The following is an 18214-nucleotide window of genomic DNA, read 5'->3' on the forward strand; positions in this document are numbered from 1 at the left end:
TTTATTCTGGGTATTTTCAAGATTACCGATAAATACGTCTTCCACATACCCACAAAGCCAAAATATGGAGGAAGAACCGTTCTTTTTATAGAATAATTCTATTGGAAATGATAACTTCTAGAACTTTTTACGACTAGTTAGTTATGGATACAATTCGCAAGATTGCATTTGGCGGCGGCTGTCACTGGTGTACGGAAGCAATTTTTTTATCACTTAAGGGTGTACAGAAGGTAGAGCAAGGTTTCATAGCAGCAACAGAATCCGCTTCATCGTTTTCTGAGGCCGTCATCGTTTCCCATCAAGAGGATCATATATCCCTAAAAAAACTTATTGCCATACACCTACATACGCATAAGAGTACTAAGGACCATTCCTCACGAACCAAATACAGGTCGGCTGTTTATGTCTTTGATACGAGTGAAATAAATGAGGTTAAAAACATCTTACGATCCTTACAAAATGATTTTGTTGATCCCTTGATCACACAGGTATTGCTACATACTGATTTTAAACCCTCTGAGGAACAATTTAAGAATTACTACTATTCTAACCCTGAAAAGCCCTTTTGTGAGAGGTATATCACGCCCAAATTGAATAAAATAAGTAATGATTTTTCGAATCTCATTGATAAAGAGAAGCTCAGTAGGTATCCCTTAACAGCTCAAAAATAGAAGTCATTTCCTTTTTTATGTTGTTTGTAGATTGTCGGTAGTGATTATTCATAAAGCTAAATATCAATGTTTTTCCAGAATTGGTTAGCAAATAGCCGCTTAAGCAATACGTATTGCCCATTGATCCTGATTTGGCAAAAACATAGGGTTTTGGATTTCCCTTGAATAAGTCAATTAGTGTCCCTTTTTTTCCTCCCGCAGGAAAGAGACTAAAGAGCCTGTCTTTTGGTAGTTCTGCATACATCTTTTGGAGAACAATCATCATAGATTCTGGGGTGAATAGATTATAGCGGGATAGTCCAGAACCGTCTACCCACCTTGGAGGTTGTCTGAGGTTAGACAATTGATTAACTAGGATATGATCTCTGGCTATTGTGCTATTTATAGTGTCATTTAGAGTGGAAGATGAAACAATTAAAAGTTGCTCCGCTATAAAGTTGTCACTTTCGTACATCATTCTCTTGTATAGGGAGTCTGAAAGTATGCCGTATAAAACTTCCTTTTTGCCAGCAGGCATCTCCGAAACAAGTTCAATCTTCTTGTGTGTTGCAGTTTCTAGTAGTTCCTTGGTAAGGTTGGCATATGTAATAATTGGCACCTCTAAAGTGTCTTTTCTCAGGGAATCAAAATAAAAAACATTTTGATGCAATTTTCTTTTTTTTGCAGCTGTTGAGAAAACAATGCTGTCCTTAAAATAGGATGGAATTATCCTGAGAGAATCTATATTACTTATAAAAGTTACATTTCCGTAAAGTGGTAAGGAGTTTCTCTCTGGGGCGTAGTAATGGTCATAATCTTCCCAAGCCCACCCTGGACCAAAACTATTTCCATCAAAATTATTAAGATGAAGGGCAATATTCTTTGCCTTTTTTAAAAAATGTAATAGGGTACTGTCCTTAAAAAATGGATGAAGGGCAGAAGGATCACCTGTACCCTCAACGTAGAGGGTATCGTTTTGAGAAATATATTTGATACTTGGAATTCGATCAGCCAATAATTGAAGAGCTGTATAAAGAGTAAAGATTTTGGTGTTACTAGCAGGAAGAAAGTATTTTTCTGAATTATAATTAGATATAGTGTCCTTAGTTATTGGGTCAAAAACGATATAACCGGTAAATTGATTTTTAAATTGTCTGCTATTGATAATAGTTACTATATTTTTATGCAGTCTTCTTTGTCTAGAGGCGGAACAGCCGGCTAATACTAGGGATAATGAAAAAATTAGAATTATTCTATTCATAGAAAGTGGGTGCGCATACAGGTTTTTGGATATGATAATTTTCTCCATTACTAGGAGATTATTTAACTTTTAACGAATATAATACAATTTTTTCCCTCTTATTTCGTTAAATTAGCGACAGTGACCTAAATAAAAACTTTGAAATATGGCTAAATCTATGCTGGAGTACACCAAAACTGTTCTTCAAAAAGTTAGTTTCGACTCAATGTTATTTTGTAAGGAGTTGGAAAAAGCTATTTCTAGATTACTACCGATAGAGGTAGAGGAATTAAAACTTTGGTTAAGACAATTTATTAACGACAAACCAGAACTAAAACAATGTTTAATTTACATTCAACCATAAATAAAAAAGCCACTTGATCAAGTGACTTTTTTATTTATTGGATGTTCATAAAGCAATTTTTCCTAGATAAGAGTCCTTGTAAGGAAAGATTGAATTTTGGACAGGTGAATACTTCACCTCTATCTTGACCTTAGTTTAACCCAGTCACCAAAAAGGGGATTGTGATTATTTTTTTGTTATGGGACTAATTATTTTTACATCCTGAAAAGTAATGGCTCCCCTAACAACACTCGCTATTACCTCTCTAATGGCTTCTGTGATCTGAATTTTCAATTCACTTTTGTGATAAATTAAACTTACTTCTCTAGCTGGTGAGGGACTATTGAAATACCTCAGATTTTTCTTTTTCTTATCATCCAATTCCAATGTATTCAGATAAGGCAAAAGTGTCATACCTAGGCCTTCATTGGATAAATTCACTAAGGTCTCAAAACTACCACTTTGTAATTGAAAATGCTCATCTTCGAAACTTTTGGCTGACTTACAGAGATTAATGATTCCATCCCTAAAACAATGACCGTCTTTTAGTAGGAGTACTTCGTTAATGTCTAAATCTTCAGGGTTTAGCGTTTCTAATTTGTGAAGTTTATTGCTTGGAGGCACATAACCCACGAAAGGTTCGTAATACAAGGGACGCTCTTTAATGAATTCTACTTCCAGTGGAGTGGCCGCAATGGCGGCATCCAAATGTCCGTCTTGGATATTTCGGATTAGTCCATCTGTATTCTGTTCCTTTATAATTAGATTGACCTTTGGATATTTTTTTATAAAGGTTTTAAGGAACATAGGGAGTAGGGTAGGCATAATGGTAGGAATGATACCCAGGGTATACTCACCACCAATAAACCCTTTTTCTTGATCCACAATATCTTTGATCCGATTGGCTTCATTGACAATGTTCTTTGCTTGGGCCACAATCTTTTGACCCACTTCGGTAACAGATATTGGTTTTTTACTTCGATCAAAAATCAATATGTCCAATTCATCCTCTAATTTTTGAACCTGCATACTCAAGGTAGGTTGGGTAACAAAACTTTTTTCTGCTGCGAGAGTGAAATTTCGGTATTCGGCTACTGCCAAAACGTACTGCAATTGGGTGATGGTCATAGCAATAATTTTAAGTTATAAAATTATAAAAACTATCGATAAAACCTATTCGATGAGGCAGCTTTTATTTCTTATCTTTATGGTACTAAAATTGACAATGATGAAATTAAACAGTATCGGGCTAGATGCCAACAAATCAAAAACATTGAGCAATGATTTAAATCTTTTATTGGCTAACTTTCAGAGGTATTATCAAAACTTAAGGGGTATACACTGGAATATTAAGGGGAAACGTTTTTTTGACCTTCACGTAAAGTTTGAGGAATTGTACACAGATGCCAATTTGAAGGTAGATTTGGTTGCCGAGAGGATATTGACCTTGGGAGGAGTACCTCTTCATACCTTTGAGGATTATATTTCCAATTCCAAAGTTCCTGTAGGTAAAAATATTAGTGAGGATGAGGCTGCTATACGGTTGGTGGTAGATTCATTAAAGGAACTTTTAGTGATAGAGCGTAAAATCTTAACTGCTTCGGATGATGCGAATGATGAAGGAACAAATTCCATGATGAGTGATTTTATTACAGAACAAGAGAAAATTTTATGGATGATGAAAGCTTGGTTAGACGAAGCTATATAAGGCCATTATAATGAAAATTAAAGCTTGCCAATTGGTAAGCTTTTTTATTTCCTTCGACTATAGAAGAGCATAATTCCTTTTTTAAAGACGCTTGAGCGATATAATACGAGGCGTTAAAGTCAAGTTAAACGGCCAAGATTAAGGATATTCGCACTCATTTTTTGTAAATTAAATGTAAATAAAAAAAAGTTATATGACAGAAGTAAAAGCATACGCAGCGAAGACATCCAACTCGGAAATGGTGCCATTTAAATTGGACAGAAGAGATATCACTGCCAATGATGTGAAAATAGATATTGAATTTTGTGGCGTTTGTCATAGTGATCTACACCAAATAAGAAACGATTGGAAAAATTCTGTTTATCCGGTAGTTCCTGGTCATGAAATTATAGGCCGTGTAACGGAGGTAGGAGCCAACGTTACTAAATTCAAAGTTGGTCAGCTGGTAGGGGTAGGATGTATGGTAGATTCTTGCCAAAAATGTAGTGCTTGTAAGGATGACATGGAGCAATTCTGCGAAAATGGGGCTACTTTTACGTACAATGGTTCTGATAAACATTTGGGCGGGCGGACCTTTGGGGGATATTCTGAGCAAGTGGTTGTTGATAAGGAATTTGTGTTGAGTGTACCTAAAAATTTAGATCCGAGAGCGGCAGCACCATTATTGTGCGCAGGTATTACGACGTATTCTCCACTTAAGCATTGGAATGTTAAGAAAGGAGATAAAGTAGGGGTAATAGGACTTGGTGGTCTTGGACACATGGGAATTAAATTTGCTCATGCAATGGGGGCTCATGTTGTGATGATAACAACCTCTCCTTCAAAAAGTGGTGATGCTAAAAGACTGGGAGCAGACGAAGTTCTGATATCGAAGGATGAAGAACAGATGAAAAAGCATGTTGGTTCTTTCGATTTCCTTTTGAATACGATTCCCGTTGGACACGATATGAATCCCTATGCCAATTTATTAAAAAGAGACGCTACAATGGTATTGGTAGGAGCTATTGAGCCATTGGATCCATTACATGGAGGCAGCTTGATCATGGGACGTAAGCGTATTGCAGGATCCTTAATAGGTGGTATCAAAGAAACCCAAGAAATGTTGGATTTCTGTGGAGAACACAATGTGGTATCCGATATTGAAATGATAGACATACAAAACATCAATGAGGCCTTTGACCGCTTGGTTAAATCTGATGTAAAATATCGGTTTGTCATAGATATGAAATCTTTGAAAAAGAGTTAATTAATATTTTAGTATTGAATTCGTAAAAGGCCATCAGTTCTACCTGATGGCCTTTTTATTTTAATGATTATGGTACATATTAGGACTAAGTTTTTGTTTTGTACCCAAAAACCAAAAAAAAATAATATTTTTTATTTTCGGGAATATGCGTCTTCAGGGAGATATAAGCGAGAAGTCTTTTGTTATAACCGCGTAATAATTTAGAATATAGATTTCTTTCAGAATGTAGTTCATCGAAAAATTCAATCGTTTTAACCAATAATGTATATCTTCACTATAACCCAAATCTCAAATACTAATAACCTATGTCGTAAAATTACTTCCTAAAAAATAGAATTCAAGCCCTCATATTTTTGCTAAAAGATATGATGAACCACACTAAAGGAACTGATTTTATGTGCATAAAATACTTGTGCCATGAAAACCCCGAAAAAAGACTATTGCTTTTTATCAAAGGTGAACCTATTGCCCGCTCTATTTTTATTTTTAATGCTACTTCCATTGTCATTTTCTTTGAATGCACAAGAGGAAAATCCTTACCTGAATTACGATGTGCCTTTTCAAAATTTGCTTAAGTTCAATAGGTTTTTGATCAACCCTACTTTTTCTACTGTCAGGGAGGATAAATCCTACATCAATTTTTTTCATCGAAGCCAGTCGGCTTATTATGAAAACAATTCACAAAATTACTTTTTAAGTTATAGTGGAAGAATCAACGACCGCACCGGTTTGGGGCTTAGCCTTTACAATCAAACCGAGGGGGTGGTTACCAATATAGGTATCTTGGCCAACTATGCTTACGGAGTTCGTTTGGGAGCGAACAGTGTTTTCTCCTTTGGCGTGAACATTCCTTATTATCGCAGCAATGTAGACCAAAGCAAAATTGTTACAAGAGAGGAGGATCCTTTTTTGGACGGTTTAAATGAGAGCTCCATTTTGGCTTTTCAACCGGGGATGAATTTGGCTATGGGAAAATTTGATATTGGTGTTTTTGCAGAAAATTTGTTTGATTTTAATCTAAAAACGGGAAAGTCTCTTACTAATTTCACTGAAAAGACCTTCTCTACACACCTTCAATATACCCACGGCCTCAACAACAAGAATGGAATTTTCGAAAACGGTAGACTTTTGCCCTTGGCTAGGCTAAGGTTTAAGGGGCAGGAAACTGTTGAATATGGTGGTGGGATAATCTTAGATCTTCCCAAAGTGGGATGGTTGCAGGGCGGGTATGACAGTTTTTATGGGGTTTCTGCTGGCACAGGTTTTAATTTAAGTCGCAGATTATCTTTGGGGTATAATTTTGAAAAAGGGTTGTCTAACGGTAATGAAAACCTTGGGGTTACCCATGAAGTATCCGTAGCCCTTTCATTTACACCTAAACTTACCGAGGATATGGTGAATTTAGATGATGACAGCTATGAATCATTTGTAGTTAATGAAAACCCTACAGAAAAAGAACACCCTTTGGTTAAGGATATGGATAATTTTGATAGAAATAGCGGGGAAAACTATGCCCTGCTTCAACAACTTCAATTTAGACTGGATTCTTTGGAATCCAATAGGGAAAGGGACTTGGAACGTCGTTTTGAAATGGTAATGCGCATCGTTAAACGGGAAACTAAAGGAGCCCGACCAGACCTAGAGGAAACTGCTAAAAAGGTGTATTTTGTAAATAATGATAAAAGTTCGCCTTACAATACAGAATTGGTGGATCATATAGTGACCGACCCCAACACGGATGATATCCAAGTAGTTTCCAATACTATTGAGGTTTATAATACGAAGGTTAGGGAGAGACCTGAATACAATCATCCTGAAGACATCATCACCCGTAAATATGGAAAAATTCCGGGGATAGATCAAGGGCACTATATAGTGGCCAATGTTTTTGGAAATAAGGTCTATATGGAAAATTTCGTCAAGGAATTACGGGCAGAGGGTTTAAATGTAAACCATTTTAGAAATCCTGAAAACGGATTGAACTATGTGTACTTGGCACATTTCGATGATAGCGCAGCGGCTCGAGAGGCTTATGTTTCCAAATTAAATGGCAATTATGGTAAGGAAATATGGATCATGGATATTGATAATTCCCGTTATTCAGGGATGGCTACCTTGGAATTTTCAGAGGATTAAGAAAGATGTAATGCTTTTATATTATTTCTTTGGACCCATGAGGTCGGCAATGGTATTTGACCCTGGACAACCCTTATTTTTTAATTCATAGATGATGTTGGGATGATCTTCTTTACGGCCTTGGGATAATTTATAAGCGGCTTGGATATCTTTAATTACTATTTGAAAACCTATGATACCTTCAATTTGTCTCATCGTACTTGGAGACAAATTAGGAATTGATATTGGATCGGCTGAATCTCGTTCATATTTGTCGACCAGCTTATGAAGGGATGCCAATACAGCCTCTTCATCCAATAGCTCTAGTCTTCCATAGATGTGAACAGCGATATAGTTCCAAGTGGGCACTTCCTCTTCTTTGTACCAAGAGGATGAGATATAGCTATGGGGCCCATTAAAAATACATAGTACTTCTTGTTCTTTCCTAAAATCTTCCAATTGAAAATTAGCTCTTGAGATGTGACCTAATAGTACCTCCTGCCCATGTTTATCAACATCCAATTCCAAAGGAATATGGCTGGCCCATGGTCTGTCGTTTACTTGGTTGACCAAAATCCCAAAACTGTTTTGTTTTATAAACTCCCTTACTTCGTCTAAGTTTTCATTTTTATAATGTGCAGGAATGTACATGGCGTTATGTTAATATTTGGATTGAGCTAATCGTGATGTGTTTTGGAAGAGGCGGCCACCAACTCGTTAATGCCGTTCAGTTCCTGTGTCGTAAGATATCGCCACTTACCTACAGGCATATCCAAACTGATGTTCATTATTCGCACCCGTTTTAATTTTACCACCCTGTATCCCAAATATTCACACATTCTTCTAATTTGTCTGTTTAGGCCTTGGGTAAGTACTATTTTAAAAACATTTCTGCCTATCTCTTCTACATGGCATTTTCTGGTAACTGTATCCAAAATTGGGATCCCCGCACTCATTTTTTGGACAAAATCTCGAGTAACGGGTTTATTAACAGTAACAATATATTCTTTTTCGTGATTGTTCCTAGCCCGTAATATTTTATTGACAATATCCCCATCACTTGTCAGTAAAATGAGGCCCTCGCTAGGTTTATCTAACCTGCCAATTGGAAAAATGCGCTTTGGATATCCTATATAATCAATAATATTATCTTTTTCTACACCTGTATCTGTGGTACAAACAATCCCTATAGGCTTATTAAAGGCTATATACACTTGTTTTTCCTTAGGTTCTGTGATAAGCTCACCGTTTACGCGGACTTCATCACCAGGTACGATTTTTGTTCCCATTTCGGGCACCGTTCCATTTATGGTGACTTTTCCTTGCTCAATAAGTTTATCTGCTGCCCTTCTGGAGCAATATCCTACCTCACTTAAGTATTTATTTATTCGTGTTGATTGGGCTTCTTCCATCAGTCGCTTTTCTTTTCATTCAATTCAAAATTCCTTTTACAGCGGCTTCAGCGCACCTTTCTCCATCCATAGCAGCGGAAACGATACCGCCGGCATAGCCTCCACCTTCACCACAAGGAAACAGACCTTTGATTTGAGGATGTTCCAAGTGTTCATTTCTTGGAATATTCACAGGAGAAGAGGTTCTAGATTCTACACCAATTATATTAGCCTCTGCGGTATAGTAACCGTGCATTTTGTCTCCAAATGCTTTGAATCCTGTTCTAAGCCTACTTCCTATAAGTTTAGGCAATAGGGAATGTAAGGGGGCCGATTTTAATCCTGGTTGATAGGAGGTATCATTCAAGGTAACAGAAAGCTTACCTTCAACAAAATCTGTTAATCTTTGAGCAGGAGCAACCTGACTTCTTCCTCCAGAAGTATAGGCTAATTTTTCTAGGTCTTTTTGATATTCCAAACCTTTAAGGGCACCAAAATGGTTGTATGTGGGGATATCTTGCTCCACATTAATTTCAACTACTATTCCAGAATTTGCATAGAGGTTGTTCCTTTTTGAAGGAGACATACCGTTAACGACCACTTCTCCATCTGCCGTTGCAGCCGGAACAATAAAACCGCCTGGGCACATACAAAAAGAATACACCCCTCTTTCCTTTACCTGCTGTACTAGGCTATACGCTGCTGCTGGCAACAATTCATTCCGTTCCCCTTCACAATGATATTGGATACTGTCTATGATATGCTGTGGATGTTCCACTCTTACTCCCATTGCAAATGATTTCGCCTGAAGGGCTACATCTTTATTGTGTAATAAATAATAAATATCCCGTGCTGAATGGCCGGTTGCCAATATCACAGAATTTACATTCATTTCTGTGCCATTCTGTAAAATAAGGGCTCTAAGGGTGTTGTTTTTAATGATAAAATCTACTACCCGACTTTCAAAATGAATCTCTCCCCCGTATTCTAAAATGGTCTCTCTTATATTTTCAACAATTTTAGGAAGTTTATTGGTGCCTATATGGGGGTGTGCATCTATCAGAATCTGTTCTGTGGCCCCATGGTAAACAAGATTCTCAAATATTCTTCTTACATCTCCTCTCTTAAGACTTCTGGTATACAACTTGCCATCGGAATAAGTGCCGGCTCCGCCTTCACCAAAACAATAATTAGAATCCTCATCAACCGTATGTTGTTGGTTAATTGCCCTAAGGTCCCGTCTTCTCTCCCTAACCTTTTTTCCACGTTCAATGACTATGGGCTTATAGCCTAGCTCTATGCACCTTAGAGCAGCATACATGCCCGCCGGGCCAAAACCAATAATATGTATTTCCTTGGCTTTTGATACATCTTTATATTCAAAAGAATATCCGGAATTTTTGGGCAAAGCTTCTTGGATGTAAACAGCTACCTTATAATTAAAATAGATTTGGGGTTTGCGAGCATCGATGGACTTCCTTATAATTTCTATACCAGTAATCTCATTTTCATCGACATGTAGAAGGTCTGAGAGTTTCTTTTTCAAGATACCCTCTATCGTTTCTTCCTCGATACTTATCCGTAGCTGAATTGTTTTCACCATGGTGCAAAATTAAGGTAATTCTTATAATAAAGAAGATGAAAATAGCGAGGGTTTGATATTTGATTTTAAACAGGTTTTAATTAAGAAGGAGGCGCTTTTATATGTATCGATTATTTATTTAAGCAAATGAGTACAGGGGTAGTGGTTAGAAAGATTACCTTGGCGGTATCATAAGCAGGTTAGAACTTAGTTTCTTCGATAAGAACGAACTAGCTTTAAAAAAAAGAGGATGTAGGGGTACATCCTCTTTTTTGTTTCCATACTTCTGTGGTTCTTTAATAATTACAGTTGTATTATTGTTCAAGCACCATTAGCAACTCTGCTGAGGTAAGATTTAAAAGTCCTGATTTTGGTAAACGCTTTGTAAGTTCTCTCCAATTAGTATCCTTTTCAAAAACTATTTTGAAGATAGGAAGAGATTCTTTGAGCCTATTATTGTTGGCTAAGGCGATTGCTTTCCAATATTTCATTTCTAAATTATCCGGAAATAAATTTTCGGCAGTTCCGTAGGCTACTAGGGCAGCGTCCATGTCGTTTCTTTCTACAGCTAAATCTCCTTGGTTCATGTATTCGTATGCCCTATGAACCTCTAAGAGTCGTCCTAACTCTTGTAATGGCTTAGAATGGTCATCTACGCGTAAATCTACCTTTTTATCCTCCCAGGGATGTTCTACGGCCTTGGCGCCGACCACCAAGATAGCTGCAGATTGTTTTCCTCTGATGTCACCTCCAGCCGCTTGGGCAGCCAAAAGAACCTTAACTACCCTTTCTGCAAGTGGCAACTCACTATTTTCTTCAAAAGCCTTCGCCATGGCAGGAACTACCTCATCATTTAACATCATATTGGCCTGTACGGCGAAATTATCCCCCACCATATGATGTGCAGAAGCAATACATTTTTCTCCTGTAAAGGCAGAGGCCTTACCATTGGTATCCAAGAAAGCTACTTGTCTAAAGTCCCTACCTTCATCTTGGGCCACAAGAACCTTCAATGCCTCGTCGGCATTTTGTCCCTCCTTCATTAACTGAATGCCATTTTGGCCATATGCAGGGTTGGTAAAGGACTGGGTAGCAACAACCCCCACGCCTGATTGGCCCCAAGAAACCGATGTACCCACAGAAAACCAATGGCTTTGAACTCCTACAGCCATATCACCGGTAGTAGCATCTCTTGCCACAATAGAGAAGGTGTGTGCAAATTCATTTTTATAGACACTTTGTGACGAAGCCTGTTGAAAAAGTAAAATACACAATAGACTAATGACTAAACGGGATACGCTAGACTTCATAAAAAATAGATTTAGATTCATAAATGTAAATCTAAGCTAGATTGTAAAAGGATACAAACTATTATTAACAGACTACAAAAAAATGGTACAGCCTTTTTATATTATAGGAAACGTTAGAAGAAGGACTTAGTAAATAAATACAATACATCCTCACTATAGCACAATTCGGTCTTTCTTTTTTTTGCTCTTTGCGCATTTGTTAGAGTTTTGTTGGGAAATCATTTAAGTCTAAAATTCATGCAAAAATTAGCATTAATCTTAGCGACCTTCATTGTTAGTATGGTGACCATGGTCCAAGAAGGACAAGGAGGGCCTAAAGAAAAAGACGAAACAAAGAAGATACTTGTTGCAGGGGTTTATAGTAGCAGTAATGATACAAACTCATGTTTTATAAACAGAGAGTTTTCGAGTAAGGGGTACAATTCATAATTAGGGCTAAGGTAACTTGAGCTTTAAATTGGATTATAGTAGGTAGAATACTTCTTCAATCTTTTTGCTAACTTTAAACTAAGGGCAGACAGGATAGTGTAAAGGAACTTTAAATAAGCGTCACATAAAAAGAAAAAAATCATGCTTAAATTTTTTAAAGAGTTGGGAAAAGGGTTCATCATAGGAAACGCCATCTTCATCATTATTTTGATAAGCTATTATGTGAGGGGCACCTCCGTGTTTTTTAATGAAAGGTTATTTTAATACTCTTCTTTATGCCGTAACCATCTATTTGGCCAATGCCTATATTTGGAACTATTTCAGTAAAAAACGCGGATCAGGAGTCTTTACCTTGAGGAATATGGTCATTGGGTTCTGCAGTAATATTGTAATATCCATAGTAGCAATATTATTAGTGAGGATAGTAGCAAATGTTGGATTTGGCAATATGCCAATTTCCTCCTTTCTAGCCGCTGAAAACGGGAGCTTCTATTATGTTGCTTTTTTGATTGCCTTGCTTTCGACCTTGATTTTTTGCGCGTTTTTCTATTATAAATATCGTCAAGAGAATAACGTAAAGGAACAAAAAATCATTGCAGGTACTGCCTCTGCAAAGTTCGATGCACTTAAGAATCAATTAGACCCCCATTTTTGTTCAATAGTTTAAACGTATTAACGAGCCTAATAGAAGAAGATCCAGTGCAGGCGCAAAAATTCACCACCTCACTTTCCAAGGTATATAGATATGTTCTGGAGCAAAAAAATAAGGATCTGGTTAGTGTAGATGAGGAATTGGAATTCACCAGGACCTATGTAAGATTGTTAAAAATGAGATTTGAGGGCAGTATTATTTTTCATATTCCCGATCATAGCAATAGTCCTGACGTGAAAATAGTGCCCTTATCCTTGCAACTTTTACTGGAGAATGCGGTAAAGCACAATGTAGTAACTTCAAATAGGCCATTAACCATAAAGGTTTTCGAACGTTATGGGATGTTATGTGTTAGCAACAATCTTCAGGAAAAGCAAGTGGTTAAGAAAAGCAGAGGGGTAGGGTTGCATAACATACAATAGCGATATCAAATCTTGACAGATAAAAAAGTAATTATTAACAAGACAACATCGGAATTTAGCGCACAACTCCCGATGCTGGAAAAACAAATTTCAATTATGGAAACTTGGTTTCCTATTGCATCGTTATACCCTTTTTGGCCTATATCAATTATAGGACCACCAGCTTTCCTTGGGTTATTTTTCCTGCTTTGGGTTGGGGTTTTGGGGTAGTAGCAAATGGCATGGAGGCCTATGGATACAATCCTATATTTGGAAAAAGTTGGGAGGAGTGTAAAATGAGGGAATATATGGAGGATGATAATTTTTAGTGCCCAATGTATTGTATTGGGGGATAGAAATACGATTCAGTAAAAGAAAAATGCAGTTGGGTAATGATTATTTACTAGGGTCGCCCTCAAGAATTTTTTATATATAAAGAAACCTAATAAAAACTAAAAACAATACTCATGGAATCATTAGACAGAGAGAATAAGTACCTAAGAGCAAAGGAACGCGTTGCGGAAATAAAGAAATTTTATTCCAACCTAACCTCTTACGCGGTATTCATATCCTTTTTGGCTATCGTTAACTATTATACCAATTAATGGAGTTATCCCTAATTTTTATGGGCGGCTTTTGGATTGGGCATTGGTCTATTTTTTTAAGCTTTGAAGGTGTTTCAGTTTAATTTACTTTTTGGTAAAAATCGGGAACAACGAAAAATAAAGAAGTTTATGCAAGATGAGGAAAATCAAAGAAAATGGGAATAATATAGTATTGAACAAGATAAAATAATCAAGAAATGGAAAATAATAATTTAATTAAAAAGGAAAGAGCCCTACATCGGATTAAGGAACTAAAGGAATTTTATATTCATTTGACAGTGTATATAGTCATCAATAGCTTCATTTCCGTGAATAAGGTGATCAGAAATATGTACAACGGCGAAACCTTTGAACAGGGCTTTTTAGAATTTGGGACATTTGCAATTTGGTTCTTTTGGGGAATTGGTCTTGCCTTCCATGCCATCAAAGTATTTTCCTTTAATCCCTTTTTTGGAAAAGATTGGGAGGAACGTCAAATTAAAAAGTACATGGAGAAAGAAGAAAATGAATCTAAAAAATATCTGTAGATGAAAACTGCCTTGACTAACTCTACTAATTTTCAAAAAGCAAAGAAGCGATTGGATCAACTTAAAAGCTTTTACACTCATCTAACGGCCTATTTCAGAGTTAATACCATGCTATTTATTGTTTACTTCTACTCGAAGAATTCTATTTTTTAAGAAACAACGAATAAGGAAATCATAATTTGGGTTGATTGGAACGTTTTCCTGACTCCTATAATCTGGGGCTCCTTTTTAATTGCCCATGCCTTTTGTGTTTTTCAATGGAGGTTGCCGTTTTTAAAAAGGTGGGAGGAAAGGCAATTAAAGAAAATTATTGAAAACCAAAATCAAGGAATGTGAAATAGTATCTTTAAATCATAAAACCAATTTTAACCAACCATAGACCTTTATAAATGAATACCATTATCATTGAAGATGAAAAACCTGCGGCACGAAGATTGGGTAGATTGTTGTCCGATTTAAATATTGAGGTAACCGTAATGTTGCATTCTGTTGAGGAATCTATTTTATGGTTCAAAAACAATTCCCACCCCGATTTGATCTTTTTAGATATTCAACTTTCAGACGGACTTTCCTTTGAGATTTTTGATGAAGATGAGGTGCATAGTGCTATTATTTTTACCACTGCCTATGATGAATATGCCCTCTAGGCTTTTAAATTAAATAGCATAGATTATTTGTTAAAACCTATTGATGATGTAGAGTTGGAAAGTGCCCTGAAAAAGTACAATTCATTACGTTCTAAAAAGCAGCCAATTGTCATTGATTTTGAGGACATAAAAAGTTATTGGTAAACCCAATTGAACGGGAAAATAAAAAGAGGTTTACCGTGAATGTCGGACAACATTTAAAAATTATAAATGCAGAGGAAATAGAATTTTTTTACAGTGAAAACAAGGGCACCTATGCCGCCACTTCGGATGGAAGAAATTATTTATTGGACACCACCTTAGATAATCTTAATGATGAGTTGGAGTCTCAAAAATTTTTCAGGGTAAGCAGAAAATTCTATATCAATATCAATCACATTAAAGATATAATATCCTATACGAATTCTAGACTTCAAATTAAGTTATATCGGTTTTCTGAACAAGAAATCATTGTTAGTAGGGAACGGGTAAAGGATTTCAAGTATTGGTTAGAGTAATAGTTATTAATTAATTGGAATACAATATATTAATTACTTATTGTTTCAGCTATAGAAAATCCTTATAGTAGCGTAAAAGAGACATTTAGGGTATCTAATCTACCCTATTCTCATCAAAAGCAGAAGGTAAAAGTTTAGGGATTAATTTAATAAAAATGGGTAATAAAACCGCCCCTCCTGGGAGTATAAAGATAGCAAGGGAAGGGATGCTTTTGCATATATCTATGAGCTGCCCCTGTACTTTTTTCTTTTCCTCAGGTGTTAAATCTCGCATGGTTGACTTAGACAACAGAGCTACTAATTCTTTGCTTTCCGACAGTTCTTTAAGTAACCTTTTGCTGTTTCTAAGGATTAATTTATTAACAATTTTAGACATGCTTTCATAAAATTGCACGGCCAAGTTATGGTCCTTTAAATGAGGAATTATGTTGGCATTTAACTGAAAAAAAGTGGTGACATCTTCCAAGGATTCTGCAATATTTCCATAATCAAATCCAAGGTCTTTTCCGATGCCATAAATGAAAATAGATTCCTTGTATTCAAGTGAGAAATCTTCCCAAACTGTAAGGCAGGAAACGTCTAAAAAATATTGATTTTCCTGTACTGAAAACTGACTGTTAAGTCGATCCCTATAAGAGCCATCAAAGTTGTCTTTTTGTCCGTCAATAAACGAAAGCGATGAGGCAAATAATTGCGCCAGTCGTTCATCATTTTTATTTTTTTCTTTCGAATTTAAGGTGTGATAAGTGAGGTTTATAGTGATATGTTCTAAATCTTGTGCGTGCTTTTTAACATCTACTTCTCCTTGTAAATATCTTTTAAAGGTAAGGGTGTCTATAAATAGGAGTGAGTTTGTTATGATACTATTAAAGGTCTTACTAATCATATTATCCTCCAAGTAAACTCGAGAATCGATCAATTTTTCCAATTGGGAAGAGGTCTTTTTTCCTGTCAAAATTTTATTCAGAAAGGAGATCTGGCTTACTTCCAAAAGTTGGTAGTACTTAAATATTGATTCTAGAAATTCCTTGAAGTCTGGTTTTTTGATTTCAAAAACATACGTGAAGTAAAGTGCTGTAAGCAGATTTACTTTTGCATTTTCATCTTCGGTAAGATGATGCTCTGCCGCTATGAACTTAGGAACGGATATGTTTATTCCATAAATGAATCCACAGGTCTTTAAATCACCATATAGTTCATCGAAATTATGGTAAAGATGGGGTTTATTCTTTACTAGAGATCCAAACTTATCTATCCAACCGGATGAAGAGGGGTTCATTATTTTTTTTTTGAGAGTCAAATTAACGGAAAATATGCGACTTTATAATTTTTGGTTTCTTAATATATAGTATCAATAAATCTTCCTTAACAAATATTTAACATATTAAAACCAAACCCTCCCAAACTAGGTTGCGTAGGTAAGGCAGTAACAAAATCTAAAAACATAGAGTAATGAAAAAAACAAAAATTTATTTAGGGCTAGCAGTATTAGCGGTTGCTAGTATTATTTTAGTGTCTGCCGACCACATTGACGCACCTTCTACTAGAGGTACCACTGCGGATATTGCAGATTTTTACGGATTTGAACCTACTCCAGGTTCTAACAACACAGTATTTGTAGTTGATGTGCAATCTAGTGTATTACCCGAGTTGCCTTATGGGGAATTCGATGAAAATGTATTAGTTGAAATTAATATTGATACAGACGGGGATTTGGTAGAGGATAGAGTAATCCAAGCCATTCCAAGAGATGGTAGAATGTATTTCTTTGGACCAGTTGCTCCAGGACAAACAGGATTGGACAGTCAAGTGTTGGTTAACTCTCCACTAGGTGATGTTGAAATATCTGGTGCCTCTGCAATTACAGAAACTACTTCAAACGGAGTAAAGCTATTTGCAGGACCAAGACAGGACGCTTTCTTCTTTGACTTTTTCCAATTCAATGCGGTTATTGGTGGAATGGCCCCAGGTGGGTTTAAGACTTCTGCTGAAGCAGAAAACACCTTTGCAAATGCCAATACTATGTCTATTGTAGTAGAAATACCTAATAGTGTATTAGGAACTACAACGGCTACAAATGCATTGGGAACACCAGTTTACAAGACTTGGGTTACTACAAACGTAAAACAATAACAACAATAATTTTAAAAAGAAATACAATTATGAAACTATATAATATAAAAATAACTTTCTTATCGGTTTTGGCTTTAGCGGCTTTGGCTTCTTGTAGCAATGATGACGATATGAACACTGAGCCTGCCCCAATGGCAACAGATTTCTCTGGTACGTATTCACAAGCGGACCATATGGGAAGACCTGGTATCAATACCGTTCTTAGTTTTGACATGATGGGTCAAGCTAGTGTTAAAGATGAGTTTAACGTAACTATTCCTTCTGAAATGGGAAAATTCCAAGTGGGATTTGAAGCAAGACTAGAGCAGTACCATGATGTGTATGCTGATTTGTTAGGATTTCCTCGTGAGGATATTAATTACGAACCTAATATTTTAGGATTGGATGCTACTACGCTAACCACAGTACTAGCAAGTGATGCATTAGATGTAGCACCAAACATGCCAACCTCATATTTCAACGGTACCCAAGTGTTAACAGGACGTAATTTAGAGGATGATATTATCGATATTTCTTTGATCCTTCTTTTTGGAGGAGAAACGGGTGATCGTTTTAATGGACAGCCATTAGGTGATGGTAGAAACTTACCAATTTTAGTTTCTGATGGGGCTAGCTTAACAGCTACTTTGTCTACCTCATTCCCTTACTTGGGAACACCTAACTAGGATTATTAACTATGAAAAGGAGAGTAGGGGAGGATATTTGTATCCTCCCTTATTTTAAAAGATTACAATTTCA

The 18214-nt window shown here is 36.4% G+C and carries 20 protein-coding genes and 2 pseudogenes; 15 read left to right on the forward strand and 7 right to left on the reverse strand.

Annotated features, from left to right (window positions below; genetic code table 11):
• Positions 1-143: 143 nt before the first annotated feature.
• Positions 144-671, forward strand: coding sequence for a peptide-methionine (S)-S-oxide reductase (locus tag ABXZ36_RS13695; RefSeq protein WP_354616248.1), 528 nt, complete (start codon positions 144-146; stop codon positions 669-671).
• Here ABXZ36_RS13695 and ABXZ36_RS13700 read toward each other — a convergent pair.
• Positions 640-1959 carry a D-alanyl-D-alanine carboxypeptidase/D-alanyl-D-alanine-endopeptidase gene (locus ABXZ36_RS13700; RefSeq protein ID WP_354616249.1) on the reverse strand — a complete coding sequence of 440 codons (1320 nt, stop codon included), beginning with the start codon at positions 1957-1959 and terminating at the stop codon, positions 640-642. The two genes, ABXZ36_RS13695 and ABXZ36_RS13700, sit on opposite strands and share 32 nt — an antisense overlap.
• A gap of 97 nt (positions 1960-2056) precedes the next feature.
• Here ABXZ36_RS13700 and ABXZ36_RS13705 point away from each other — a divergent pair, with 97 nt between their 5' ends.
• A complete protein-coding gene (locus ABXZ36_RS13705) occupies positions 2057-2254 on the forward strand; it encodes a hypothetical protein (RefSeq protein WP_354616250.1) in 198 nt (65 codons plus the stop codon).
• A 165-nt stretch (positions 2255-2419) separates the two neighbouring features.
• On the opposite strand, the gene ABXZ36_RS13710 is transcribed toward ABXZ36_RS13705, so the two are convergent.
• A complete protein-coding gene (locus ABXZ36_RS13710; protein ID WP_354616251.1) occupies positions 2420-3361 on the reverse strand; it encodes a LysR substrate-binding domain-containing protein in 942 nt (313 codons plus the stop codon).
• A 100-nt stretch (positions 3362-3461) separates the two neighbouring features.
• Between ABXZ36_RS13710 and ABXZ36_RS13715 the strand changes: the two genes are divergently transcribed.
• From ABXZ36_RS13715 to ABXZ36_RS13725, 3 genes are all read left to right on the forward strand, one after another.
• Complete coding sequence (locus ABXZ36_RS13715) at positions 3462-3941, forward strand: Dps family protein (protein ID WP_354616289.1); 480 nt, start codon at positions 3462-3464, stop codon at positions 3939-3941.
• Between the two features lie 193 nt (positions 3942-4134).
• A complete protein-coding gene (locus ABXZ36_RS13720; protein ID WP_354616252.1) occupies positions 4135-5187 on the forward strand; it encodes an NAD(P)-dependent alcohol dehydrogenase in 1053 nt (350 codons plus the stop codon).
• A gap of 417 nt (positions 5188-5604) precedes the next feature.
• Positions 5605-7323: a PorP/SprF family type IX secretion system membrane protein gene (locus ABXZ36_RS13725; protein WP_354616253.1), complete on the forward strand. Its 1719-nt coding sequence runs from the start codon at positions 5605-5607 to the stop codon at positions 7321-7323.
• A 21-nt stretch (positions 7324-7344) separates the two neighbouring features.
• Here ABXZ36_RS13725 and ABXZ36_RS13730 read toward each other — a convergent pair whose 3' ends face one another.
• From ABXZ36_RS13730 to ABXZ36_RS13745, 4 genes are all read right to left on the reverse strand, one after another.
• A complete protein-coding gene (locus ABXZ36_RS13730) occupies positions 7345-7953 on the reverse strand; it encodes an FMN-binding negative transcriptional regulator (protein WP_354616254.1) in 609 nt (202 codons plus the stop codon).
• A gap of 26 nt (positions 7954-7979) precedes the next feature.
• Positions 7980-8714: a 23S rRNA pseudouridine(2604) synthase RluF gene (gene rluF / locus ABXZ36_RS13735; RefSeq protein WP_354616255.1), complete on the reverse strand. Its 735-nt coding sequence runs from the start codon at positions 8712-8714 to the stop codon at positions 7980-7982.
• A gap of 19 nt (positions 8715-8733) precedes the next feature.
• Positions 8734-10296: an NAD(P)/FAD-dependent oxidoreductase gene (locus tag ABXZ36_RS13740; RefSeq protein ID WP_354616256.1), complete on the reverse strand. Its 1563-nt coding sequence runs from the start codon at positions 10294-10296 to the stop codon at positions 8734-8736.
• A gap of 293 nt (positions 10297-10589) precedes the next feature.
• Positions 10590-11585 carry a DUF1028 domain-containing protein gene (locus tag ABXZ36_RS13745; RefSeq protein ID WP_354616257.1) on the reverse strand — a complete coding sequence of 332 codons (996 nt, stop codon included), beginning with the start codon at positions 11583-11585 and terminating at the stop codon, positions 10590-10592.
• A 237-nt stretch (positions 11586-11822) separates the two neighbouring features.
• Between ABXZ36_RS13745 and ABXZ36_RS13750 the strand changes: the two genes are divergently transcribed.
• The 8 genes and pseudogenes from ABXZ36_RS13750 (at position 11823) to ABXZ36_RS13785 (ending at position 15343) form a co-directional block, all read left to right on the forward strand.
• On the forward strand, positions 11823-12014 hold the full coding sequence (locus ABXZ36_RS13750) for a hypothetical protein (RefSeq protein ID WP_354616258.1): 192 nt from the start codon (positions 11823-11825) through the stop codon (positions 12012-12014).
• A gap of 247 nt (positions 12015-12261) precedes the next feature.
• On the forward strand, positions 12262-12681 hold the full coding sequence (locus ABXZ36_RS13755; RefSeq protein ID WP_354616259.1) for a hypothetical protein: 420 nt from the start codon (positions 12262-12264) through the stop codon (positions 12679-12681).
• Positions 12666-13088, forward strand: coding sequence for a sensor histidine kinase (locus ABXZ36_RS13760; RefSeq protein ID WP_354616260.1), 423 nt, complete (start codon positions 12666-12668; stop codon positions 13086-13088). Before ABXZ36_RS13755 ends, ABXZ36_RS13760 begins: the two co-directional genes overlap by 16 nt.
• A gap of 104 nt (positions 13089-13192) precedes the next feature.
• Entirely contained in the window at positions 13193-13396 is a 204-nt protein-coding gene (locus tag ABXZ36_RS13765) for a 2TM domain-containing protein (RefSeq protein ID WP_354616261.1), read from the forward strand.
• Between the two features lie 138 nt (positions 13397-13534).
• Positions 13535-13672 (forward strand): 2TM domain-containing protein, encoded by a 138-nt coding sequence (locus tag ABXZ36_RS13770; protein WP_354616262.1) that lies wholly within the window; start codon positions 13535-13537, stop codon positions 13670-13672.
• Between the two features lie 197 nt (positions 13673-13869).
• The gene (locus tag ABXZ36_RS13775) at positions 13870-14199 is read left to right on the forward strand and encodes a 2TM domain-containing protein (protein WP_354616263.1); all 330 of its coding nucleotides are present in this window, start codon (positions 13870-13872) and stop codon (positions 14197-14199) included.
• A pseudogene (locus ABXZ36_RS13780) lies at positions 14200-14535 on the forward strand (2TM domain-containing protein).
• 53 nt (positions 14536-14588) lie between these two features.
• Positions 14589-15343, forward strand: a pseudogene (locus ABXZ36_RS13785) (LytR/AlgR family response regulator transcription factor).
• Between the two features lie 94 nt (positions 15344-15437).
• Here the strand turns inward: ABXZ36_RS13785 and ABXZ36_RS13790 are convergent.
• Positions 15438-16622, reverse strand: coding sequence for an LETM1-related biofilm-associated protein (locus ABXZ36_RS13790; protein ID WP_354616264.1), 1185 nt, complete (start codon positions 16620-16622; stop codon positions 15438-15440).
• Positions 16623-16795: 173 nt separating this feature from the next.
• Between ABXZ36_RS13790 and ABXZ36_RS13795 the strand changes: the two genes are divergently transcribed.
• Both ABXZ36_RS13795 and ABXZ36_RS13800 read left to right on the forward strand, forming a co-directional pair.
• Complete coding sequence (locus tag ABXZ36_RS13795; protein ID WP_354616265.1) at positions 16796-17476, forward strand: DUF4331 family protein; 681 nt, start codon at positions 16796-16798, stop codon at positions 17474-17476.
• 29 nt (positions 17477-17505) lie between these two features.
• Positions 17506-18141: a DUF4331 family protein gene (locus tag ABXZ36_RS13800; protein WP_354616266.1), complete on the forward strand. Its 636-nt coding sequence runs from the start codon at positions 17506-17508 to the stop codon at positions 18139-18141.
• Positions 18142-18214 lie beyond the last annotated feature (73 nt).

It is taken from the genome of Sediminicola arcticus, from assembly GCF_040566695.1.
GTDB classification, from domain to species: domain Bacteria; phylum Bacteroidota; class Bacteroidia; order Flavobacteriales; family Flavobacteriaceae; genus Sediminicola; species Sediminicola arcticus.